This window comes from Halomonas sp. AOP12-B1-6 (assembly GCF_052379225.1).
GTDB lineage: Bacteria > Pseudomonadota > Gammaproteobacteria > Pseudomonadales > Halomonadaceae > Vreelandella > Vreelandella casei.
Map to the genome: position 1 here is coordinate 240,163 of NZ_JBQSYK010000003.1, position 21,007 is coordinate 261,169.

The 21,007-nt window shown below is 52.5% G+C and carries 21 protein-coding genes; 9 read left to right on the forward strand and 12 right to left on the reverse strand.

The window, feature by feature from the left end:
* Nucleotides 1–28: 28 nt before the first annotated feature.
* Nucleotides 29–265 (reverse strand): helix-hairpin-helix domain-containing protein, encoded by a 237-nt coding sequence (locus ACT3TR_RS10195; protein ID WP_444625280.1) that lies wholly within the window; start codon nt 263–265, stop codon nt 29–31.
* Nucleotides 266–507: 242 nt separating this feature from the next.
* Here ACT3TR_RS10195 and ACT3TR_RS10200 point away from each other — a divergent pair, with 242 nt between their 5' ends.
* Nucleotides 508–1,242, forward strand: a complete 735-nt coding sequence (locus tag ACT3TR_RS10200; RefSeq protein ID WP_096278864.1) for an SDR family oxidoreductase — start codon at nt 508–510, stop codon at nt 1,240–1,242.
* Here ACT3TR_RS10200 and trpA read toward each other — a convergent pair.
* Both trpA and trpB read right to left on the reverse strand, forming a co-directional pair.
* Nucleotides 1,239–2,114, reverse strand: a complete 876-nt coding sequence (gene trpA / locus ACT3TR_RS10205; protein WP_444625279.1) for a tryptophan synthase subunit alpha — start codon at nt 2,112–2,114, stop codon at nt 1,239–1,241. The two genes, ACT3TR_RS10200 and trpA, sit on opposite strands and share 4 nt — an antisense overlap.
* The gene (trpB, locus tag ACT3TR_RS10210) at nt 2,111–3,328 is read right to left on the reverse strand and encodes a tryptophan synthase subunit beta (protein WP_444625278.1); all 1,218 of its coding nucleotides are present in this window, start codon (nt 3,326–3,328) and stop codon (nt 2,111–2,113) included. Before trpB ends, trpA begins: the two co-directional genes overlap by 4 nt.
* Nucleotides 3,329–3,502: 174 nt before the next feature.
* Here trpB and ACT3TR_RS10215 point away from each other — a divergent pair, with 174 nt between their 5' ends.
* Together ACT3TR_RS10215 and ACT3TR_RS10220 are read left to right on the forward strand one after the other, a co-directional pair.
* Nucleotides 3,503–4,420: a LysR family transcriptional regulator gene (locus ACT3TR_RS10215; RefSeq protein WP_444625277.1), complete on the forward strand. Its 918-nt coding sequence runs from the start codon at nt 3,503–3,505 to the stop codon at nt 4,418–4,420.
* Nucleotides 4,421–4,443: 23 nt separating this feature from the next.
* Nucleotides 4,444–4,824 carry a hypothetical protein gene (locus tag ACT3TR_RS10220; RefSeq protein ID WP_444625276.1) on the forward strand — a complete coding sequence of 127 codons (381 nt, stop codon included), beginning with the start codon at nt 4,444–4,446 and terminating at the stop codon, nt 4,822–4,824.
* Between the two features lie 110 nt (nt 4,825–4,934).
* Here the strand turns inward: ACT3TR_RS10220 and ACT3TR_RS10225 are convergent, their stop codons facing one another.
* Complete coding sequence (locus tag ACT3TR_RS10225) at nt 4,935–5,150, reverse strand: PQQ-dependent sugar dehydrogenase (protein ID WP_444625396.1); 216 nt, start codon at nt 5,148–5,150, stop codon at nt 4,935–4,937.
* Between the two features lie 548 nt (nt 5,151–5,698).
* Between ACT3TR_RS10225 and ACT3TR_RS10230 the strand changes: the two genes are divergently transcribed.
* Complete coding sequence (locus ACT3TR_RS10230; RefSeq protein WP_444625275.1) at nt 5,699–6,637, forward strand: glycerophosphodiester phosphodiesterase family protein; 939 nt, start codon at nt 5,699–5,701, stop codon at nt 6,635–6,637.
* Between the two features lie 57 nt (nt 6,638–6,694).
* Here ACT3TR_RS10230 and ACT3TR_RS10235 read toward each other — a convergent pair whose 3' ends face one another.
* Nucleotides 6,695–7,588 (reverse strand): dihydrodipicolinate synthase family protein, encoded by an 894-nt coding sequence (locus ACT3TR_RS10235; RefSeq protein WP_444625274.1) that lies wholly within the window; start codon nt 7,586–7,588, stop codon nt 6,695–6,697.
* A 553-nt stretch (nt 7,589–8,141) separates the two neighbouring features.
* Here ACT3TR_RS10235 and ACT3TR_RS10240 point away from each other — a divergent pair.
* From ACT3TR_RS10240 to ACT3TR_RS10255, 4 genes are read left to right on the forward strand one after another with little or no spacing between them, the layout of a single operon-like run.
* A complete protein-coding gene (locus ACT3TR_RS10240) occupies nt 8,142–8,528 on the forward strand; it encodes a hypothetical protein (RefSeq protein ID WP_444625273.1) in 387 nt (128 codons plus the stop codon).
* Entirely contained in the window at nt 8,497–9,720 is a 1,224-nt protein-coding gene (locus tag ACT3TR_RS10245; protein WP_444625272.1) for a hypothetical protein, read from the forward strand. The genes ACT3TR_RS10240 and ACT3TR_RS10245 overlap by 32 nt, the downstream gene beginning before the upstream one ends.
* Nucleotides 9,721–9,750: 30 nt before the next feature.
* Nucleotides 9,751–12,606, forward strand: coding sequence for an EAL domain-containing protein (locus ACT3TR_RS10250; protein WP_444625271.1), 2,856 nt, complete (start codon nt 9,751–9,753; stop codon nt 12,604–12,606).
* Nucleotides 12,607–12,661: 55 nt separating this feature from the next.
* Nucleotides 12,662–13,480, forward strand: coding sequence for a PEP-CTERM/exosortase system-associated acyltransferase (locus ACT3TR_RS10255; RefSeq protein WP_444625270.1), 819 nt, complete (start codon nt 12,662–12,664; stop codon nt 13,478–13,480).
* A 17-nt stretch (nt 13,481–13,497) separates the two neighbouring features.
* On the opposite strand, the gene ACT3TR_RS10260 is transcribed toward ACT3TR_RS10255, so the two are convergent.
* Together ACT3TR_RS10260 and nfsA are read right to left on the reverse strand one after the other, a co-directional pair.
* Complete coding sequence (locus tag ACT3TR_RS10260) at nt 13,498–14,463, reverse strand: zinc-binding metallopeptidase family protein (protein ID WP_444625269.1); 966 nt, start codon at nt 14,461–14,463, stop codon at nt 13,498–13,500.
* Nucleotides 14,464–14,573: 110 nt separating this feature from the next.
* Nucleotides 14,574–15,305: an oxygen-insensitive NADPH nitroreductase gene (gene nfsA / locus ACT3TR_RS10265; protein WP_096278845.1), complete on the reverse strand. Its 732-nt coding sequence runs from the start codon at nt 15,303–15,305 to the stop codon at nt 14,574–14,576.
* A gap of 155 nt (nt 15,306–15,460) precedes the next feature.
* Here nfsA and ACT3TR_RS10270 point away from each other — a divergent pair, with 155 nt between their 5' ends.
* Nucleotides 15,461–16,228, forward strand: a complete 768-nt coding sequence (locus ACT3TR_RS10270) for a class I SAM-dependent methyltransferase (protein WP_441685185.1) — start codon at nt 15,461–15,463, stop codon at nt 16,226–16,228.
* Nucleotides 16,229–16,247: 19 nt separating this feature from the next.
* Here the strand turns inward: ACT3TR_RS10270 and ACT3TR_RS10275 are convergent, their stop codons facing one another.
* Genes ACT3TR_RS10275 through hemA form a run of 5 tightly spaced genes read right to left on the reverse strand, consistent with a single transcriptional unit; the run spans nt 16,248 to nt 20,781 of the window.
* Nucleotides 16,248–17,003, reverse strand: a complete 756-nt coding sequence (locus ACT3TR_RS10275) for a HesA/MoeB/ThiF family protein (protein WP_444625268.1) — start codon at nt 17,001–17,003, stop codon at nt 16,248–16,250.
* A 4-nt stretch (nt 17,004–17,007) separates the two neighbouring features.
* The gene (locus tag ACT3TR_RS10280) at nt 17,008–17,508 is read right to left on the reverse strand and encodes an Lrp/AsnC ligand binding domain-containing protein (protein ID WP_096278839.1); all 501 of its coding nucleotides are present in this window, start codon (nt 17,506–17,508) and stop codon (nt 17,008–17,010) included.
* 29 nt (nt 17,509–17,537) lie between these two features.
* Nucleotides 17,538–18,389, reverse strand: a complete 852-nt coding sequence (prmC, locus tag ACT3TR_RS10285) for a peptide chain release factor N(5)-glutamine methyltransferase (RefSeq protein ID WP_444625267.1) — start codon at nt 18,387–18,389, stop codon at nt 17,538–17,540.
* Nucleotides 18,389–19,477, reverse strand: coding sequence for a peptide chain release factor 1 (gene prfA, locus ACT3TR_RS10290; RefSeq protein ID WP_096278835.1), 1,089 nt, complete (start codon nt 19,475–19,477; stop codon nt 18,389–18,391). The genes prmC and prfA overlap by 1 nt, the downstream gene beginning before the upstream one ends.
* Nucleotides 19,474–20,781: a glutamyl-tRNA reductase gene (hemA, locus tag ACT3TR_RS10295; RefSeq protein WP_096278833.1), complete on the reverse strand. Its 1,308-nt coding sequence runs from the start codon at nt 20,779–20,781 to the stop codon at nt 19,474–19,476. Before hemA ends, prfA begins: the two co-directional genes overlap by 4 nt.
* Nucleotides 20,782–21,007: the final 226 nt, after the last annotated feature.

Genomic DNA, 21,007 nt, shown 5'->3' on the forward strand with positions numbered 1-21,007 from the left:
TCAGACATCACTCTTCACATGGCTGGACTTATAACCCTTGCTGCGCTCTTGCAATGGCGGCGGCAATAGCTGACTTTGCTTGTGGGCTATTTTTCCAGCAAGTTGTTTGCAGCATGGATGCAACCATTTCGGCTATCTCGTCGGCACGGTGGACGGCAAGATCACTGAATGAATCGATACCAATCTCTTCAAAACGTTTAATGACGGTGGGGCCAACACCCTTCACGCTCAAAAGAGCATCTCTTTCTAAATCTGAAAAAGCCACTTGTTTGTACCTCGCTACTAGAAAACCAGACTCTTAAGCCGCTGGAGATAAATCGGCTATTTAAACCCTGGCTAATCTTATTCGAATGCCCGAATCCTTTTCATGGGCGTACTATTATTAATCTATCAGCAAGCAATGACGACTAATTTAGCATGACCGCATGCCATACCAAGCTTTCTGTGCTTATCCGCGCGTCATCCACGAGGCACTAATTTTTACTTACATAAAGATGGAGAAAAATAATGGCTGACCCAAAAGTAGCGCTGGTAACAGGTGGCTCTCGTGGCATTGGTGCCGCCATTTCAACACGCCTGGCTCAAGATGGCTTCGCGGTCATCGTTAACTATGCCGGTAATACCGCTGCCGCAGAAAGTGTGGTGAATGATATCGAGTCCACGGGAGGCAAAGCACTAGCGCTACAAGCAGACATTGCAGATTCCGAAGCGGTACGCCAGATGTTTGAACGCATAGAGGCTGATTTCGGCCATATCGACGTACTGGTGAACAATGCCGGTATCATGAAGCTTGCGCCGTTGGCACAGACGGACGATAGCTGGATTGATAAGCAGATCGATACCAACCTGAAAGGCTCGATCAACACCATGCGAGAAGCAGCTAACCGCCTGAGAGACAGTGGGCGAATCATCAACCTTTCGACCAGCGTGGTGGGCTTAAAGCTTGAAACTTACGGTATTTACGCTGCGACCAAAGCGGCTGTCGAAACATTGACCGCGATTCTCGCCAAAGAGCTGCGTGGCCGTTCAATTACCGTTAATGCGGTTGCCCCCGGCCCCACCGCCACCTCTTTATTCCTGGATGGAAAATCTGACGAATTGATTGAGCGTATGTCCAAGATGCCACCACTTGAGCGCCTCGCCACGCCTGACGATATCGCCCATGTGGTGGCGTTCCTTGCCTCTCCTGAGGGTGGCTGGGTCAACGGTCAAACGCTGCGCGCTAATGGCGGCATCGTTTAATCACTCAGCAGCTCATTGACCATCCGGCACGCCCTGGTGCTTGCGGCCAGTTCACTCACTAGGTCGTGTACCCGCTGAACAGCTTCGTCGGGCGTATTAGCGTGTTCGATACAGTCGACCAGCGCGGAGCCCACCACCACCGCATCGCTGTAGCGGCCAATGGCGGCGGCCTGCGCTGGCGTGCGAATGCCAAAGCCAACGGCAATAGGAAGTTCAGTGTGTTCGCGCAGATCGGCAACGGCGCGCTCTAAACGCTCCGGCGTGGGGGCACTGCCGCCGGTCACGCCCGCCACTGAGACGTAGTAGATAAATCCTGACGCGTTAGCCAGCACGTTGGGCAGCCGCTTGGCATCGGTGGTCGGCGTGGCCAAGCGGATAAAATCAATGCCGTGCTTAGCCGCTGGCTGGCAGAGTTCGTCATCATGCTCTGGGGGCAGGTCAACCACAATCAGGCCATCCACCCCGGCGCGTACGGCATCGGCAAGAAAGCGCTCAACGCCGTAGCAATAAATAGGGTTGTAGTAGCCCATCAATACAATCGGTGTGGTGCTGTTTTCTTCCCGAAAGCGGCGCACCATTTCCAGTGTTTTGACTTGGGTTTGGCCGTTATTCAGGGCACGCAGCGCGGCTTTTTGAATCGCGGGGCCATCGGCCATGGGGTCGCTGAACGGCATCCCCAGTTCGATTACATCCACCCCAGCGGCTGGCAAACCGTGTAGCAGGCGGCGCGAGGTATCGGCGTCCGGGTCACCGGCCGTAAGATAGCTCACCAGCGCGGGGCGGTTGGCTTGCTTGAGCTTAGCGAAGCAGCCTTCAAGACGTGAAACCTTGTGCGTGGCATCGCTCATCGCGTTGTCCTGTGCTGCGCTCATTTGAACTTATCTCCTAAATAATGGGCCACGCTCATCATGTCTTTGTCGCCACGGCCGCTTAAATTCACCACCATTAAGTGATCACGGGGCAGCGTGGGTGCGCGCTTGGCCACTTCTGCTAAGGCGTGGGCGGTTTCCAGGGCAGGAATAATGCCCTCCTGGCGGCAGCAAACCTGAAAGGCTTCCAGCGCTTCATCGTCGGTAGCGGAAACGTACTCTACGCGCCCCTGCTCGTGCAGCCAGGCGTGCTCTGGCCCAATGCCGGGGTAATCCAGCCCGGCGGAAATCGAGTGGGCATCGCTAATCTGGCCATCTTCGTTTTGCAGCAGATAGGTACGATTGCCGTGAAGCACGCCGGGAGTGCCGCCGTTGAGGCTAGCCGCATGCAGGCCGCTCTTAACCCCCTTGCCACCGGCTTCTACACCAATCATCTTTACGCCAGTGTCATCAAGGAACGGGTGAAACAGGCCCATCGCGTTTGAACCACCGCCAATACAGGCCACCAGCGAATCGGGTAGACGACCCTGCTTCTCGAGCATTTGCGTGCGGGTTTCGTGGCCAATCACGGCTTGGAAGTCGCGCACCATGGCAGGGTATGGATGGGGCCCAGCAACGGTGCCAATAATGTAGAAGGTATCGTCAACGTTGGTGACCCAGTCACGCAGTGCTTCGTTCATGGCGTCTTTTAACGTGCCGGTGCCAGAAGTCACCGGTATTACCTCGGCCCCCAATAGCTTCATACGGAAAACGTTAGGCTGCTGGCGTTCGATGTCGGTGGTACCCATGTAAATCACGCATGAAAGGCCAAAACGCGCCGCCACCGTGGCCGTGGCCACGCCATGCATGCCTGCGCCGGTTTCGGCAATAATGCGCTTTTTACCCATCTGCTTGGCAAGCAGCACCTGACCGATGCAGTTGTTGATCTTGTGCGCGCCGGTATGGTTAAGCTCTTCACGCTTAAGATAAATGCTGGCGCCGCCGAAGTGCTCGGTCAGCCGCTCAGCGAAGTAGAGCGGGCTTGGCCGCCCCACATAATCGCTCTGAAAATAGGCCAGCTGGCGCTGGAATTCAGGATCATTTTTAGCGGTGGAATACTCATCTTGCAGCTCTAAAATCAGCGGCATTAGTGTTTCGGCGACAAAACGGCCGCCGAAGCTGCCAAACAGGCCGTTGGCATCGGGCAGGCTCTTGGATACGTCTACAGGTTGATTCATCACGACCTCTGAATGCGTTATCAAACAGTTCAGTAAAAACAGTTCAGTGAAAACCGTTCAGTAAAAACCGTTCAGTAAAAACAGTGCAGTGAAAGTAACGCAGGCAGGGGGAGATAAAAATCGATAAGATATCAGCAATACGTGATCTCAGGTCAACTGTCAGCAGGACATACCATGCAACATAGCATGCCACCGCTTAGCGCCCTGCGCGCCTTTGAAGCCACGGCCCGGCTGGGTAGTGTGACGGCCGCTGCTGAGGAACTAAGCGTTACCCACGGCGCCGTTAGTCGCCAGTTAAAAAGTTTAGATGAACATTTTGGCGTCTCGCTTTTCGTCAAAGCAGGCCGTGGCATTGTGCTTACTCAGCATGGCGAGCGGCTACAAAGCGGTGTTGGTGAAGCATTTTCTCGCCTTCGCGATAGTTGTGCAGTACTCAAGAATGAAGTGGAACAACAGCCCTTCACACTCGCCTGCCCAGGCAGCTTGCTGGCGCGGTGGCTCATACCCCGCTTGGATCGGCTTCACGAAGCACTCCCTCAGTTGAAGCTTCAAGTGGTTGTGAGTGAAACCGAGCAGCCTGGCAAGCAGGCAAACGCCAGTGCCACGCTGGCATTTTCCACACCGCCTTGGCCCGCAGATATTGAGATTATCGAGCTCATGGCGGAACATATCTGCGCCGTGGCAAGCCCAGAGTTAGCAGCCCAGCTTGATGCAAAACGGCCCGAGACGCTCTTCTCAACCAAGCTGCTGTACACCGCCTCTCGCCCCCAAGCCTGGCCACAATGGGCCAACGCTCATGGGCTTGAGCTGGCGCAGCTTGAGCAGGCGCTAAGCAAAGGCCAAGGATTTGATCATCTGTACTACTTAATGGAAGCAGCAGTGGCCGGACTGGGTATCGCTATTGCGCCGCGGCTATTAGTGGAAGATGACTTGAGAAGTGGCAGGCTTGTGGCGCCCTGGGGAGGTATCGAAACTCCCGCCAGGCTCTGCCTATGGCTACCTGTGCCAACCAATGCTCACAACATCCACCATCGCCACAGCGAATCACTTGCGACATGGCTTAAGCGAGAGCTTGAGATGGTAACGCCATAATGATCAAGCACCTGGAGACAACGATGATTAAGGCAAAACGCCATACCAATGTTGCAGCTATTAACGATGCTCATACCCGAGCATGTTATATAGCCGATATTCAGCGTGTTTCCTCAGCCGCTAAAGTGGACCTTTCAGTAGGTCGAATCAACTCGCTTGAAGCAGCGGAGCACTGCTATGCAATGCGCAACCAGCTTATGGCTAAGTATAGAAACTTAACAAGCGTGACGGGATTGGCGACGGCTAAGCAAATTAAAAGCACACCGCCGAGCATTGCCGACCTTTTTGAGCAGTACGCACGGCGACTATTTAGCTGTTCATACCAGAACCTCTCAACCGAACAACAGCAAGGCGTACATTATGCGGTGATCGATGCCTCTGGACGCAGTAATTCAACGTTATAAGAGACACGTGATAGCGCTTAAAAATTGACGGCTGGCCGGCCTTCTACTCCACTGGCGTGACGCGTAACAACAGGCCTTCCGGGCTGTCGGTCAGTAGATAAATTGCGCCTTCAGGGCCAAACGCGCACATCTCCAATGCGTTCTTCCCGTTCGCCAAAAAGGCCTTCTATATCGTCCGCATGTGAGCCGTCATCAGATAGGCGCACCCGGCGTACTTCTTGATTAACAAGAGCACCGACTAACAGATCACCTTGCCACTCGGGAAACAGCTCGCCGGTGTAAAGCGCCATACCGGATGGGGCGATAGAGGGCGTCCGCGCCAGCACCGGTGACAAGGTGACACGGTGCCTGGGTACGCCTTGAACGGCGTCATCAGTACCGCTGCGGCGCCAGCGCTAAGTAACGCCTGGAACCTGCCGCCTGACCAGCGTGAGAGCCGCACTGCTGCTGTTTGAGAAAATATAAAGCCTACGGAGAACAACAGCGCGTAGAGGGGTGCAAAGGTGAGTAAATCATTAACGGTGGTGTCAAGCATTGCAGGTATCTGTACTCCCATGCCCTGAAGCGCGGCAAGGTTGATCTGGGTTTGGACTACGCTGCCCAGTAATACGCCTACCAGCAGTGCTATTAGAAAACTGATGCTCGTCGATAACCATCGTGGTGTTGTGATCATTACTGCGTCTCGGCGCCAGGTTTTAAATACGCGTAGCGACTATAAAGCCTAGCGGTTCTTTGTGCGTAAACGGACTTTAATCATTGAACCCAAAGAGCCTTTTATTCAACTTTCAACACAAGGCTCAGCACGGCCCTCTCTTGGCTTGATTCGCTGCACCCGTGTAAGGTTACTGAACAAACATTCAACTTAGGAGCTTCTATGCAACACCATCCATTAACTGCCTCGCTCCCCCTGGGCCTCTTAGCAGTCACGCTTGCCTCAGGTAGCGCCCTAGCCGATACCGCGCCACTGGAGCAGCAGCTAAAGGATCTTGAGACATTTCAAGTAATTGCTCACCGTGGCGCCAGCGGACATGCGCCGGAGAGCAGCATGGCGGCGCTGGAACTCGCCCACGAATGGGGTGCTGATTATTTAGAATTCGATGTCCAAATCACATCCGATGGCGAATTGGTGGCCTTTCACGATGACGATATCAGCCGCGCCAGCAACGGCGAAGGCGGTATTAACGAGCACACCCTGGCAGAACTTAAGGCATTGGACACCGGCTCATGGTTTAACGAAGCCTATCCAGCTCAAGCCGATGAAGCGTTTGAAGGCACTCAAATACTCACGCTTGATGAGGTGTTTGAACGCTTTGGCCACGATGCCCGCTACTACCTGGAAACCAAGTCGCCTCAGTTGAATCCGGGCTTAGAAGAAGCCTTGGTCGCCACGTTTGAAGAGCACGACATGATTGAAAGTGGTCGCGTGTTGATACAGTCTTTCGAACAAGATAGCTTGCTGAAAGTACACGCATTAAACGAGAACGTGCCGCTCATTCAACTGGTGTGGTACTACCCCAGCGACGACGATAATTCGCGCCTTGTGGAATGGACCGGCGTAACGCCGGGGCCACAAGACATCACTGATGAAGATTTCCAGAATATCGCGGATTACGCAGCGGGTATTGGCACTAACTTCATTTACGAAGGTGAGCAAGTCATTGACGCTGACTTTATTCGTCAAGCCAATGAAAACGATCTACAGGTGCACGTCTATACCATCAATGAAACCGATGAGATGGAGCGCTTAATGGAAATGGGCGTGAACGGTCTGTTCACTAACTATCCTGATCGCCTGCTTGAGCTTGTGGACTAAGCGTTCCATTCGTTGTCATGACGCCCGGTATTGACCGGGCGTTTTTGTTACGCAGGTTTATGCTAAGCCAAGCTGCTCCAACACGTGCTCCACTCTTTTCCGATCGTCGCCTTGCAGCGTTTTAAGTGGCTGCGGCAAACAGGGCTGGCTCGCTTTGCCGGTTATCTCAGCAATGGTCGCCGCCACTCGCAAACTGCCTCCATAGTCGCGGTAAAGTGCCCATAGCAGTTCAAGAGCTTCCGAAAGCGTTTGAATAAGCTGCATGTCCCCTTTTTGAGCGGCACCTGTAATGGCCAGCGCCTGTTGGGGAAACAACCCGCCAAAAACGGAGTACCAGGCATCACAGCCTGCCCGTAATCCTACTCCTGCCACCGCATCGCCGCTGATGCCTATGGTGACACCGTCAGGAATCAACTTACGCAGCCGCTCGACGCGGGCGCGAGCTACTTCTACCTCATCCGCAACGGGCGGAATTTTTATTGAATGTACCTGCGATAGCTGAGCAATACGGCCATGCAGTTCATCGCTAAATTCAAAATGGGTAGTGCCAGGGTTGTCATAGACGCAAAGCGGCACACTCAGCGAACGGCAAACCGTTTCATAAAGATCAAATACTTCATTATCGGTAAGCTTTTGGTAGGAAACAGGAGCTAGCAGCACCCCGCTGGCACCTGCTTTCTGGGCGTTTTCTGCATTGGCCAACACATCGCGGGTACGTAGTGCACCAATACCCACCACAACAGGCACACTGGCTGCGCTTTCCACGCTAAGCTGGGCCACACGCGCTCGCTCTTCTTGGCTTAAATAAACGTAGCTGCCGGTCGATCCCAGCACGCCAATGGAGTCCACCCCAGCGTTGGCTAAGTGCTCCACTAAACATATTAGCTCACGCTCTTTGATACCCTTTTCATTCATAGGGGTTAGCGGAAACGCACTTAGGCCGGTGAACATGGTGGATCGTCCTATTTAGAGGGGCTTTATTGCAGTGTCACATAGACAGCTAACCGCTAACTAAAAGCATTTTAGGTAGATACTGCCGCAGGCAAAATGCAATAGCGGGTCAGAGCAGTGCCTACAGGTGTAATTCTAAAAAATTTCAATCGGTTATGTGCGTGAATGAGCTTTGGCTATCCGTTGAGTCAACCCCACAGCCTCCACCATGCCTGATCGTCTATCATTGACATAACTTCCTGTTATTTTTCTTGAATTGATGTAGTGTTTGCGTATATTCCGTAACAACGACACAGCGGTGTTTTTCTGAGGCTTATCATTTCGTTATACCCTAAGCGCGCGACATAAAAAACGATATTTAAAAAAAGCTAAAAAGGGAGATCGCCATACAATCATACTCATATAAAGTGCAGTCAGAACCTGTATGGTGCATGATCCTGGCGTTTCTCAAGCCGCCAGTATACCAATGCCATCATCTTTCTTGACTCGCTTCATCGCGCGGATAGCGTTATTAACAGTGATTACCACTGTTTTAATGGTGTGCATCACGTTTATGAGCACTACTGCCATGGCGCGGGAAGCACCTATTTTTCTGGTTGCACACCCAGATGTTGCTACTCGCGGACTCAATACTGATGCCACCCGCGCTATTTTCGCCATGCGTCAACGCACATGGCCAAGCGGGCAAGCTGTGCGAGTCTTTGTATTGAATAATAACGACCCTGTGCATGCCCGCTTTGCTAAAGAACATTTGGCCGTTTACCCACATCAGCTACAGCTGGCCTGGGACCGAATGGTATTTTCAGGCACCGGACAGGCTCCTAGCTCTGTACGCGATCAGGAGGAGATGCGCCAGCGCGTTGCAACAACGCCCGGCGCCATTGGCTATCTTGAAAGGGAGTATCTGGATGATAGTGTCCAAGTCATTTCGATGGAATGAGTACCGCACAATCGCGGCACTAGTCGCTGCACTGGCCTTGGTATTTCCCGTTCCAAGCCAGAGCAACGAGGACATTCTGGATACTTTCCAGGTGCATGGTTTTCTTAGCCAAGCGCTGATCGTGACTGACGATAACAACTTCTTTGGCCCTAGTAGCCATAATGAAGGCAGCCTGGAATTTACTGAAGTAGGCCTGAATGCATCATTACGCCCGCATCAAAATGTGCTGATGGCTGCCCAGGTACTCAGCCGACGAGCAGGTGGCGATATTGGCGATGCAAGCCCCGTGCTCGATTACGGTCTCATTGATTACCAGCTAATCTCCGACCAAAAACACACGCTGGGTGTTCAGGTAGGACGCTTTAAAAACCCGTTAGGATTTTATAATCAGACACGCGACGTAGCCTTTACTCGCCCAAGTATATTATTGCCCCAATCCATTTATTTTGATCGTACGCGGTCGTTAGCGCTTTCCGGTGATGGCATAAGCCTTTATCACGAGGCACGATTATCTGCTGGCGTGATACGTACTCAAGTAGGGATTGGCCAGGCTCAAGCGGGTGACGATTTACAAAGCGCCCTGCGACTAGAAAATGTGCCAGGTAGTTTGGACGCTAAACAGTCTGCTATTGGGCAGATTCGTTATGAGCATGACGGCGGCCGTATTGTTGCAGCGTTGAGTGCTGCACAGGCAAAAGCGCGCTTTGACTCAGGTACGCCGCTGCAGTCTGATGTCGCATTCCGCTTCCGCCCCGCTATCTTGTCCTTGCAATACAACGAAGAGCTTTGGAGTTTGACCGGCGAGTTCGCGCTTAGATCAACCAAACTTGGCGGGGTAGAAAACCCCTGGGTTAATGATGTCATTGGAGAAAGCTGGTATATCCAATACACGCGTCGGTTTGCCAGTAACTGGCAATGGTTAGCTCGGTATGACAGCTTGACCAATAATCGCGATGATCGTAGAGGGCGGTCGTTTGAACAAAGCACCGGTGGTGCCATTCCAGCCCACACCCAATTTGCAGATGACCTGACGTTTGGCCTTCAGTGGACCCCGCATCCAAGAATAATGCTGGCAGGCGAGTACCACCATGTCGATGGCACTGGCTGGCTACCTATCCGAGATAACCCTGACTCATCACAGACTAGCCGTCGTTGGAATATGCTCTTATTCCAACTATCGCTTCGTTTCTGACGTCATGCTCACTAGGTTAGGAAGCTGAATGTGATCAAAACCACTGTTCCTATTCACAAATCTCATCGACTCAGCCTAACTTGGCGTGTCATTACGCTAAGCAGCTTACTGCTTCTGGCACTAGTGACGTTGTTTACCGTCCTAGGCCACGACAATTTAACTCGCCAGTTTAAGGAGAGCCGAGACCAACACCATGAACGCCAACAGCGTGAAATTCGTTTAGCCCTACAGCACTCATCAGAAAATCTTCGCCAATTAGCGGGGTTAACGGCGGCCTCTTCAAGCCTGGGGCCTCCACTGCAAGCGGGGGATTCAGAAACGGTCGGGCAAGCATTAAATTCGCAATGGCCCGCGCTACAACTTGAAGCGGGCATTGATGAAGTTCTGGTGATGGACACCCACGGTCAAGTTCTAGGCAGCTGGGGAATGGGGGCAAGCGAAAGCCAGTTGCCCATATTGAGTTGGGTCAGGCGTGTGATCAATACCGAGATACCGCTCACCACATTGCGGTGCTCAACCAGTTGTCAGCAGTTTGCTGCGGTGCCTGTATTAGTCGAGGGTGAAAGCGTCGGCATGCTCGTATTAACCCGATCATTAGCCGATGTGACCAGGGAGGCCAACGAGGTTTCAGGTAGTGAAGTGGCACTGGTCGTCACAGGGGCGGATGATCAGCGCGATATTGCCGATGAACGCTATTTAGAACGCTGGAATGGTCGTATCACAGCGCTAACGCGTCAAGAATATAGCTTGGCACTCTTACAACAGGCCGCACAGACTTTGTCGTTACCTAGCCTTTTAGAAGCGCCGGCCATTTTTGAAAGTGATGGGAGAAGTTTAGAATTAAGTGCCGTCAATATGGAAGAAGATGCCGATATTATTAATAACAGCTACTTCTTATTGATATCCGATATCACTGAACAAATTGATACGATTAATCAGGACACGCGCACCCTGCTGTTCGTTGGCGTCCTTGGTTGGATTTTAGCGGAGTTACTGCTGTTATTCATACTCCTTGGCCCCATGGCTCGGCTACGTCGAGTGGCAGGGCTTCTGCCGACACTGGCACGAGGCAAGTTCAGCGATATACGTTCCGCCATTCCCGAAAGACAGCGGCGTCTTCCTGACGAAATTGACGTGCTAGAAAGCACAACACTGGCACTTTCCCATCAACTCGAAACATTAGAGACGCAAGTTCAGGAGCGTGGCGAACAACTAGCGGAGCGTATTGAAGAACTAGCAAAGGAACGTGACTTCGTTAACAGCCTGTTGAATACGGCTCAGGTGTTCATCGTGGCTCAGGACATCACAGGACGTATCAGTTTGGTCAATGAATACTCTCAGTTGATGCTAGGACTCGATGAACGGTCCTTACTCGGACGCAATTTTAGTGACATCTTTGAAGCTGGCAGTTCAACAGCCCATACGCCAAACGTTTCTCAGCAAGAAGAAAAAACGCTGCTAATGCCAGACCAGAGCCTGCATACCATCGTGTGGTATCACGCTCCATTGCAGGCTGGCAGCAACGAGCAACCGTCAAGAATATCGGTGGGGCTTGATATAACGAAGCGCAAGGCTGCCGAGGCGCGTTTAACTTGGCTGGCCGAACGAGATCCTCTCACCGAGCTGTATAATCGTCGTTATTTCCAAAATTCGCTGCAAGCTGCCATGGAACGCACTATGCACGCTAACGGTGCTGTGCTGCTGTTGGACTTAGATCAATTTAAAGAAATTAACGAGCTTAGTGGGCACCATGTGGGCGACCAGCTGCTACGCAAAGTGGCCAAGACTCTCTTTCATAACCTTGGTCGACATGGCGTTGTTGCCCGCTTAGGTGGTGATGAGTTTGCTCTGCTGCTAGAAGATACCAACGCAGAACAAAGCGTCAAGATCGCGCAATATATCGTGCAACTGCTTGAAAATCTCGGTTTCACCGCAGGAGAACGGCGTCATCGTGTTACCGCCAGTATCGGCATTGCCCTCTTCCCAATGCATGGCCATACGCCCGCGGACATGATGGCCAGTGCAGATGTCGCGATGTACAAAGCCAAGGAAAATGGCCTTCAGCATTGGCACTTACTTTCCCAAGCGGAGAATGCCAAAGACGAGCTCAAGGAGCGGGTCTACTGGGTTGAGCGCATACGCAACGCGCTTGAAGAAAACAGCTTCGAGCTGATGGTACAGCCGATTATGCGCTTGGAAGATAGCGACGTGAAACACCATGAGGTGTTGCTACGTATGCGTGATATCGACGGCAGTCTAATTTCACCAGCACATTTTATTCCCGTTGCCGAACAAAGCGGTCAAATCGTACTCATTGACCGCTGGGTATTACGTCAAAGCTTGAAGGCCCTTAGTCAACTGCAGAAACGCGGCATTACCTTGGCGGTTAACCTTTCAGGCCAGTCACTACACGACGAGGAACTAAAGCAGTATCTTTCAGACGAGCTGGCGGCTAGCGGCGCAGACCCTCATCATCTTATTTTGGAAGTAACTGAAACAGTGGCTGTGACCGACTTCTCGACGGCACGTGGCGTTTTACAATCCGTACGTGAGCTGGGGTGTCGCATCGCGCTAGATGACTTTGGCATCGGCTTCAGCAGCCTCCATTATTTAGGGCAGTTGCCCATTGATTACATCAAGATTGATGGCTCTTTTATTCACAGCTTGCTGACCAACCCCGATAGCCGCGTGATTGTGCGTGCTATTGCTGACATAGCCAAAGGTTTTGGAAAGCAAACTATCGCTGAATTCGTCGATCAAGAAGCTTTGTTACCGTTATTAAAATCCTATGGCATCACTTATGGTCAGGGATTCTATCTTGGTCAGCCAGTCGCCATTGGCAATGCTTTCTCTGACTTGCCACCATCAGATAAATATTTAAATTAGACCAGCGCTTTTCTTAATTTATATTAACAACTCTATTAGCCAAGGAAAATCATTGATGGAAAAAAATCAACAAAAGGGGAATAGCAGCACTACCGCTTATGATTTTTTCGCTTCTTTTAAAAATGATTTTAATTTCAAAATAGCCATTACGAACATTGAAAAGCGCCGAATATACAAACTTCGTCATGACGTTTATTGTCAGGAAATTGGCTATCAAGCACCTGAATCATCGAGTAACAACCTTGAGCTGGACATTCACGATGCTCATTCAATTCACTGTTTGATAGAGCATCGTCGTTCAGGGCTAGCGGCTGGCTGTCTTCGTCTAGTGCTCCCCGCCCCCTGTACTAACGCCAATATAAAACGGCTCCCTCTACAAGATTTTGGCGAGCAACACTTACCCCATAAAACGTTACATCCAGCAAAGCTGCCCTATAACAGTATTTGTGAAATATCACGTTTTGCTATTGCCAGGGCGTTTCGCCATAAAGCCATTAAATATGAGACGCTGGACTTCAATGATATCGACTATCAATTTACTAATGCAGAAAGAAAAACATTTCGCTTAATCGTCATTGCGTTATTTCTTTCAACATACTCGCTTGTAGGTCTAATGAACAAGCGACATGTCTTTGCCATGATGGAGCCACGACTTCCACGGCTCCTTTCTATGTCTGGCTTTAAGTTTACGAAAGTGGGAGAAACTATCGAAATGCATGGTAAGCGCAATGCTTTCTACATCGATCACGCTAAAGCTGAAGAAACAATGCACAAAGATCTAATGCCATTTTATTCGTACATTAGGCAAGCCTTAGATCCACAGCTTAAGGAACTGCTGGCCGTAAGGCTCAGCAGTTTCAATCAAGCTAGCTAATGCTGCTAAAAATACGCTTATAGTCCCAGCGCACCTCGACGCAGCCACTCATGGACGAAAGCAAGCTTATGTCGGGCGGCTTCTGAAAGCACAAAGGGATAAAGATCGGGCAAACCCATAGAGCGATTTACATGATTAACGCCGACAGTGAGCCCCGCTGCCACGTAAATCAAACGCTCAGCATTCGGCTCTGCATATGGCTCCCACTGATGGCTAGGGAGCTCCGGGGAAGAAAGATTGGATGCAGCAAAGCTATCGGCTATATCGGTTAAATGCAGAAGATGTGCAGCCGTTTCAGCCCAGTCTTCATGAGGGTGCGCAGAAGCATAGGTGGTCAGGAAGCTTTCCTTCCAGTTCGAGGGAGGGCCTTCCTTGTAGTGGCGCTGAAGCGCAGCCGTATAGTCTTGGCGCTCGTCACCGAAGGTTTTGCGGAAGGCATCAAGAAAATCTTCTCGCAGACTAAGCCGCCACCAGAGCATGTGCGATATTTCATGGCGCATGTGGCCGATCATCGTGCGATACGGCTCGTCTAATGCCTCACGACGCGTTGTAACCAATACAGGGTCTACCTCTGCCACGCTGATGGTCACCACCCCTTCTATGTGCCCCATGGGCACCGGTGTCTTCCCTTCGGCTAACAAATGAAAAACCGGCGGTGCGCCTGCGTCTTCAGGGCGAAACCAGTGCCAGCGACCTAGGTTATCCAGCACCCAGCGTTTTGCTGCTTCCGTTTTCGCCCAGTTAGCCATCGCATCGGGAAGTTTGGGGTCTGGTGCTAGCGCCGTCATCGCACAAGAGCGGCAAAAAGCACCTTTTTTAGGTGCAATCCAATTACAGCCGATGATCTCTCGATTGATACAGAAAGGCGGCATGGGCACAAAGGCCCTTGCCTGGGGATCATAAGCAACAGGAGTACCATCAGCAGTCGCGAGGTTGTCGAACCAAAGAGAGCCTGCACCGACGGGATTGGAAAATACACGCATACGGTAGAGCTCCTAAAAACGAGAAAAGAGAGCGTCCAATAAGCAGTTGATCGCTCTCTTTTCCGAACAGCCTATCCAGCAGGATGCTGCACCTCACATACCCTTACGGCTTACTTCATCTCAAAGCCGCGCTTGATCAAGAAATCACGCATATGAGGACGCAGCTTGTTATCGAACAGTGGCTTAAGATTATGCGACCAGTCAGTGTCTTTATTACTGCTGCTACGCGCTTGATAGTAAGCCTGCATAGTCGCGTCAAAAGCTTGAACCTGCTCGCTGTCTTCAGTGTAGTAGTCTTCCTTCAGAATGGCCTCCACCGCTAAACGAGGCTTAACTTCAGGGGCGTGATCAGGATAGCCAAGGCACATTCCGAACACGGGATAAACGTGCTCAGGCAGTCGCAGCAGATCACTAATCGCCTGGGGATTATTGCGGATGCCGCCAATATAGCAAATGCCCAGCCCTTCAGACTCAGCCGCCACTGCTACGTTTTGCGCCATTAGCGCCGTATCTACCGTCGCTACCAACAGTTGCTCGGTCATGCCGCGAATGACGTTGGCACCCGTGAGCTCAGATGCCTCAGTGGGCCGCTTCATATCGGCACAAAACACAAGAAAGTCTGCGCAGGTAGTAATATAACTTTGCCCACCGGCCAACTCCGCAATCTGTTCGCGGTTCGCCGCATTTTTCACATGAATAACGGTATAGGCTTGAACATGGCTGGAGGTTGCTGCGCCCTGCCCCGCTTGAATCAGCTCTAACAGTAGCTCTCGCGGAATCGGTTGATCGCTAAATTTACGGACCGAGCGATGGGATTTTAACAGTTCAATAACGTCGTTCATGGAACCTCGCTTCTCTGAATAGCACTTTTCTGATTAACACTTACCGATATAACGACTGGATATGGGTCAACAGTATCTCACAGCCTGGCAGGACTAGCGTATGCTGCATACTGACTGACACTTGATGAAATAATCACGAGGCTTAGAAAGCAGACATGACTCATACACCTCAAAATGCGCCTGGCCAAAAGTGGAATGCCAGTGGCTATGCCGAGAATGCTGACTTTGTACCGAAGCTAGGCGGCGACGTACTTAAGCTTTTGTCGCCTCAAGCCGGTGAAAGCATTTTGGACCTTGGCTGCGGTGACGGTGCCTTAACCGAACGCCTTGTGCAGCTTGGCGCCAATGTACTAGGCGTCGATGCGTCAGAAGACATGGTAAACGCAACACGTCAGCGTGGCATTTCCGCGCAAATCGTTGACGCCCACCAGCTGGATTTTGACCATGAGTTTGACGCAGTGTTCAGCAATGCGGCTCTGCACTGGATGCTTGATCCGCAGCCGGTTTTAGTGGGCGTTAAACGGGCATTAAAACCGGGCGGTCGATTGGTAGCCGAATTTGGCGGCCACGGTAATGTAGCGGCGATCTGCACGGCACTGATCGCTGCGCTGCACCTGCGTGGCATTAGCATAGAAGGCCGTCATCCATGGTATTTCCCTACCCCCACCGAGTATACGAAGCAGTTAGAACGTGCCGGCTTTGAGGTTGAGAGTATCGCTCTGATTCCTCGCCCAACGCCGCTACCGACCGGCATGGCAGGATGGTTAAAAACATTTGCCAGCCCGTTTATGCATGGTTTGGATGAGAGCGTACGCGAAGCCGTACTAGAGGATACTTTGATGCTTCTTGAGCACAGCCTGCGTGATGAGCAAGGAAACTGGACAGCCGACTATGTTCGTCTGCGCGTTTCAGCCCGCGCGTAAAGTAGCCCAACAACTGTCCTTATCGAAGCGATGCACATACCGGGCAGGCAGGGTCTCTTGGAACCTGAAAATGGCGCCATTGGCCGCTCAAACCATCAAACGTGGATAGCCCTTGATGGGCTGTGCCGGCGCCGCTGAGTAGTTTGAAAGCTTCCACCGCTTGAAAGCAGCCAATTAAGCCGACAAGAGGCGCCATGACGCCGCTTTCTGAGCAACTGAGCGCTTCGTCGCCGCTATCATCCGGCGGGTAAAGGCAGGCATAGCAGGGGCAATCAGCTCGGCGGGGGTCAAATACCGCCAGTTGCCCAGAAAATCGTATGGCGGCGCCAGAAACCAACGGCACACCGGTCATTTGTGATGCTGCATTGATTGCATAGCGGCTTGAAAAACGATCGGTGCAGTCCAGCACGACATCCACAGACGCGACTAAGCGTTCAAGCGCGCCACCGGCTACATGCTGATCTAACGCGATAACGCGACAGTGCGGATTAAGCGCCTGCATGCTGGCTTGAGCTGAGCGCGCTTTATTGCCACCGATGCTAGCCTGCTGGTGAGCGATTTGGCGTTGAAGATTGGAAAGCTCAACGTGATCAGCATCGGCAATGGTGATGCTCCCCACGCCCGCAGCCGCCAAATAGAGCGCAACCGGTGAGCCAAGGCCGCCTGCGCCAACAATCAGCGCGTGGGCCGACTGCAGGCGTTCTTGGCCCTCTATATCAACCTCGGGCAGCATGATCTGGCGGCTATAGCGCAGCAGCGCCTGGTCATCCATCATGGGCTTACTTATCCTCAAATTCCTCATAGGCGGGAACGTGTAAATTAAAGCTTTCTTTTACCTCTTCCATCACCACGTAGCTTTTGGATTCTTTTACACCCGGTAGCGTTAACACGACATCTCCCAATAGCTGCCGATAGGCGGCCATTTCGGGGATACGGCACTTTAAGATGTAGTCGAACTGGCCTGAGACAAGATGACACTCTTGGATCTGGGGGAGTTTTTCGACCGCGCGACGAAACTCATCAAAAACGGCGGGCGACTGTGTCTCTAAGCTGATCTCAACAAAGACTAATAAATTGGCCTTTAAGGCTCGTGGATCAAGAATCGCTTGGTAGCCACGAATAATGCCGGCCTTCTCCAGTCGCTTAACGCGCTCAAGACAAGGCGTTGTGGACAACCCAACCTCTGAGGCTAAATCAACGTAGGAAATGCGCGCATTCTCTTGCAGGGAGCGCAAAATTTTAAGATCGATACGGTCCAGCGTTCTATTTTTAGGTTTCATGCCAGAATCCATTGCTAATAATCAGGCCGTTATTTTAAGCGCCCAAGAGTAACGCGTTCATGTCCGCCTAGGTCACAAACACTTTCAACGTTTTGATAGCCCGCGCTGCTGAGCGCCATGCGTACTTTATCCGCCTGGGTGTAGCCATGCTCAAGCAGTAACCAGCCGGACGGCGCCAAATAGCGCTGAGCGGCATTTACCAGGTGCAGCAAATCGGCCATGCCATCGGCCTTCGCCACTAGTGCAGAGCGAGGTTCAAAGCGTACATCGCCCTGCGCTAAATGTGGATCATCGGCAGCAATATAAGGTGGGTTGCTCACGATCATATCGAACGACGCCACGCTCTTCTCATCGGTACTTAAAGCACTAAACCAGTCGCTTTGGCAAAACGCGGCATTGGTAATCGCAAGCGACTGTGCATTACGGGCGGCCAATGCCACCGCTTCGACGCGCACATCCATGCCGAGCACTTCCCAACTTGGCCGCTCACTGGCAAACGCTAACGCGATAGCGCCAGTGCCTGTACCAAGATCAAGCAGGCGGCCTGCCGATGCTGTCGCTCGGCTAAGCGCCTGCGCTACTAGGGTTTCCGTATCAGGCCGGGGAATTAACGTATCGGGCGAGGTGGCTAAACGCAGCCCCCAGAACTCGCGCTCGCCAATTAAGTAAGCAACAGGCGTCCCTTGGGCGCGTGCCGCCACGAGGGCATCAAAACGCGCATGCTCCCAAGTCGGACAGCGCTGGTCGCCCCAGGTATAAAGCCAGGTTCGATCACGCCCTGTAACGTGGCTTAACAGCACGTCTGCATCGACGCGCGGTGAAAGCGAGCCCGCCGCCTGCAAGCGCAGAGCGGCCTGTTTAAGCAGCGCATCAAACAGCATTAGGCGTCCTGAAGAGCAGAAAGCTGTTCCGCCTGATACTCATGAATCAGCGGGCTGATGACATCGTCAAGCTGTTCGCCGCTCACCACTTCGTTGAGCTTATAAAGCGTCAAATTAATCCGGTGATCGGTAATCCGCCCTTGCGGAAAATTATAGGTGCGGATCCGCTCACTGCGATCCCCAGAGCCTACCAGCGAACGCCGCGCATCCGACTGCGTTTGATGCTGAGCATCGACGGCATTGCGCTTCAATTTCGCCGCCAGCAGCGACATCGCTTTGGCGCGGTTTTTATGTTGGCTACGCTCTTCCTGACACTCCACCACGACGCCGGTAGGTAAATGGGTAATGCGGATTGCTGAGTCGGTGGTGTTAACGTGCTGGCCACCGGCGCCACTGGAGCGGTAGGTATCCACTCTCAGATCGGCGGGATTAATCGTGATATCACCGACCTCATCGACTTCTGGCATCACCGCGACCGTGCAGGCAGAGGTATGAATACGCCCCTGTGATTCGGTTGCGGGTACGCGCTGCACCCGGTGAGCACCGGATTCAAACTTCAGCTGTGCGTATACGCCATCGCCTTTAACGCGGGAGATAATCTCTTTGTAACCACCCTGCTCGCCGTGGCTGGCGCTGACAACTTCCACTCGCCAACCGCGCTTTTCGGCATAGCGTGAGTACATGCGAAATAGGTCGCCGGCAAAAATAGCCGCCTCATCGCCGCCGGTCCCCGCGCGTACTTCCAGAAACACCCCGCGCCCATCATCAGGATCTTTAGGCACAAGTAAACGCTTTAACTCAATGTCCAGCTCAGCTAGCCGATCGCGCCCTTCGCTTAGCTCCATCTCGGCCAATTCACGCATATCCGCATCACTATCGCCGCTAAGCTGCTCGGCATCCTGCATATTGGCTTCAACGTCACGATACTGCTGCCAGGCAGCTACCAGCTCTTCTAGCTCGGAATACTCACGCGAGTAGTCGCGAAAACGCTGCTGGTTATTGATCACTTCTGGATCAGACAGCAGCATCGCCAGCTCTTCAAAGCGTTCCGTAAAGCTGTCTAAGCGTTGGCGCAAAGTCTCTTTCATGCGGGCGTATCATCCTTCTGACGGTTAGGCACAGGCGTGGTTTCAAAGGCAGGTTTGGCGGGCAGAAGTAGGCGCGTCGCCGCATTCAGCAGCTCGTGGCGCTCTTCAGACGCAGCATCGCGTATTGCCTGTGTCGGCTGATGAAGCAGGCGGTTGGTCAATTGGTGCGCTAAGCGCTCAATGACTTTAGCGGGGTCTTCACCACTTGCCAGCCGCGCTAAGGCCTGGTCGCGGGTAAGATCACGCAGCGCCTCACCCTGCTGGCGATAGTCGCGGATCAACTCGCCGCCGTTACGAATACGCCGCTCGTGCTGCCAACTCCCGACGCCGTGCTCAATTAATGATTCGGCTTGGTCTGCGGCTACCTGGCGATGACGACGATTCTCTTGGATCACTTCTTCCAAGTCATCAACGGTGTAGAGAAATACATCCGCCAGCTCGCCGACTTCGGGTTCGATATCCCTAGGTACAGCAATGTCCACCATAAAAATCGGCCGGTGGCGACGCTTTTTAAGCGCCCGCTCCACCATACCTTTGCCCAGAATAGGTAGCGGCGATGCGGTAGAGGAGATCACGATATCGGCATGTTCAAGCGCTTCAGGAATTTCTTGAAGGGTAATCGCCGACGCACCCAAGGGCCCTGCCAAACGCTCGGCGCGCTCACGAGTACGATTCGCAACGGTCAGCTGACGAACGCCCGCCTCATTTAAATGCCGAGCCACTAGCTCGATGGTTTCACCGGCGCCAATCAATAGCGCCCGCGAACGGCTGAAATCATCAAAAATACGGCTGGCCATGCTGACAGCGGCATACGCCACTGAAACAGGGTTTTTGCCAATACCGGTCTCGGTGCGTACCTGTTTAGCGACGGCAAAAGTATGCTGGAAGAGTCGCTCAAGCTCGCCGCCCAAACCTTTGGACTGACGTGACTGCTGATAGGCATCTTTTAACTGCCCCAGGATCTGCGGCTCGCCCAGCACCATAGAGTCCAGGCCAACGGCTACGCGCATCAAATGGCGCGCCGCATCGTTGTCTAAATAATGATAGGCACAGCGAGTCAGCTCATCGACGCGAAGATTATGAAAGCGCCCAAGCCAATTCAATACTGCCTGTTCACCAGCCGCATCCGTGACACAGTAAAGCTCCGTGCGATTACAGGTGGATAGCACGACCGCTTCACTAATTTGCGGCAGGCCACGCAATTCGGCCAGCGCGGCATCAAGCTGCGTTGGCGTAAAAGCGACCTGCTCACGCACGGCCACGGTGGCGGTACGATGATTTATTCCCAGGGCAAGAAGCGTCATGCGTTATGCGTCTTCGCTAGTGTGTCGGACTTTTCGTCAGCCGCTGATCTAAGCAGGCAGCTGTAACGTCAATTGGGGCTTGCTAAAACAAGTCTTAGCTATGGTCTAAGTGAGGCACATTCAGTATGCATAAAGATTGCCAATCACTTTTTCAAGGAGGAACATTCTATCACAGCAGGCTATCATCTGGCCCACACCACTTTGCCGCAGGCAGGCAAGCCGCTAT

What these genes read in the sequence shown, in the direction of transcription:
- ACT3TR_RS10200 (WP_096278864.1), top strand. Translation starts at nt 508, where the DNA reads ATGGCTGACCCAAAAGTAGCGCTGGTAACAGGTGGCTCTCGTGGCATT.
- ACT3TR_RS10215 (WP_444625277.1), top strand. Translation starts at nt 3,503, where the DNA reads ATGCAACATAGCATGCCACCGCTTAGCGCCCTGCGCGCCTTTGAAGCC.
- prfA (WP_096278835.1), bottom strand. Translation starts at nt 19,477, where the DNA reads ATGAAAGAGACTTTGCGCCAACGCTTAGACAGCTTTACGGAACGCTTT.
- hemA (WP_096278833.1), bottom strand. Translation starts at nt 20,781, where the DNA reads ATGACGCTTCTTGCCCTGGGAATAAATCATCGTACCGCCACCGTGGCC.
- nfsA (WP_096278845.1), bottom strand. Translation starts at nt 15,305, where the DNA reads ATGAACGACGTTATTGAACTGTTAAAATCCCATCGCTCGGTCCGTAAA.
- trpA (WP_444625279.1), bottom strand. Translation starts at nt 2,114, where the DNA reads ATGAGCGCAGCACAGGACAACGCGATGAGCGATGCCACGCACAAGGTT.
- ACT3TR_RS10245 (WP_444625272.1), top strand. Translation starts at nt 8,497, where the DNA reads ATGATAGTGTCCAAGTCATTTCGATGGAATGAGTACCGCACAATCGCG.
- trpB (WP_444625278.1), bottom strand. Translation starts at nt 3,328, where the DNA reads ATGAATCAACCTGTAGACGTATCCAAGAGCCTGCCCGATGCCAACGGC.
- ACT3TR_RS10270 (WP_441685185.1), top strand. Translation starts at nt 15,461, where the DNA reads ATGACTCATACACCTCAAAATGCGCCTGGCCAAAAGTGGAATGCCAGT.
- ACT3TR_RS10220 (WP_444625276.1), top strand. Translation starts at nt 4,444, where the DNA reads ATGATTAAGGCAAAACGCCATACCAATGTTGCAGCTATTAACGATGCT.
- ACT3TR_RS10240 (WP_444625273.1), top strand. Translation starts at nt 8,142, where the DNA reads ATGAGCACTACTGCCATGGCGCGGGAAGCACCTATTTTTCTGGTTGCA.
- ACT3TR_RS10275 (WP_444625268.1), bottom strand. Translation starts at nt 17,003, where the DNA reads ATGATGGATGACCAGGCGCTGCTGCGCTATAGCCGCCAGATCATGCTG.
- ACT3TR_RS10235 (WP_444625274.1), bottom strand. Translation starts at nt 7,588, where the DNA reads ATGTTCACCGGCCTAAGTGCGTTTCCGCTAACCCCTATGAATGAAAAG.
- ACT3TR_RS10230 (WP_444625275.1), top strand. Translation starts at nt 5,699, where the DNA reads ATGCAACACCATCCATTAACTGCCTCGCTCCCCCTGGGCCTCTTAGCA.
- prmC (WP_444625267.1), bottom strand. Translation starts at nt 18,389, where the DNA reads ATGCTGTTTGATGCGCTGCTTAAACAGGCCGCTCTGCGCTTGCAGGCG.
- ACT3TR_RS10260 (WP_444625269.1), bottom strand. Translation starts at nt 14,463, where the DNA reads ATGCGTGTATTTTCCAATCCCGTCGGTGCAGGCTCTCTTTGGTTCGAC.
- ACT3TR_RS10280 (WP_096278839.1), bottom strand. Translation starts at nt 17,508, where the DNA reads ATGAAACCTAAAAATAGAACGCTGGACCGTATCGATCTTAAAATTTTG.
- ACT3TR_RS10255 (WP_444625270.1), top strand. Translation starts at nt 12,662, where the DNA reads ATGGAAAAAAATCAACAAAAGGGGAATAGCAGCACTACCGCTTATGAT.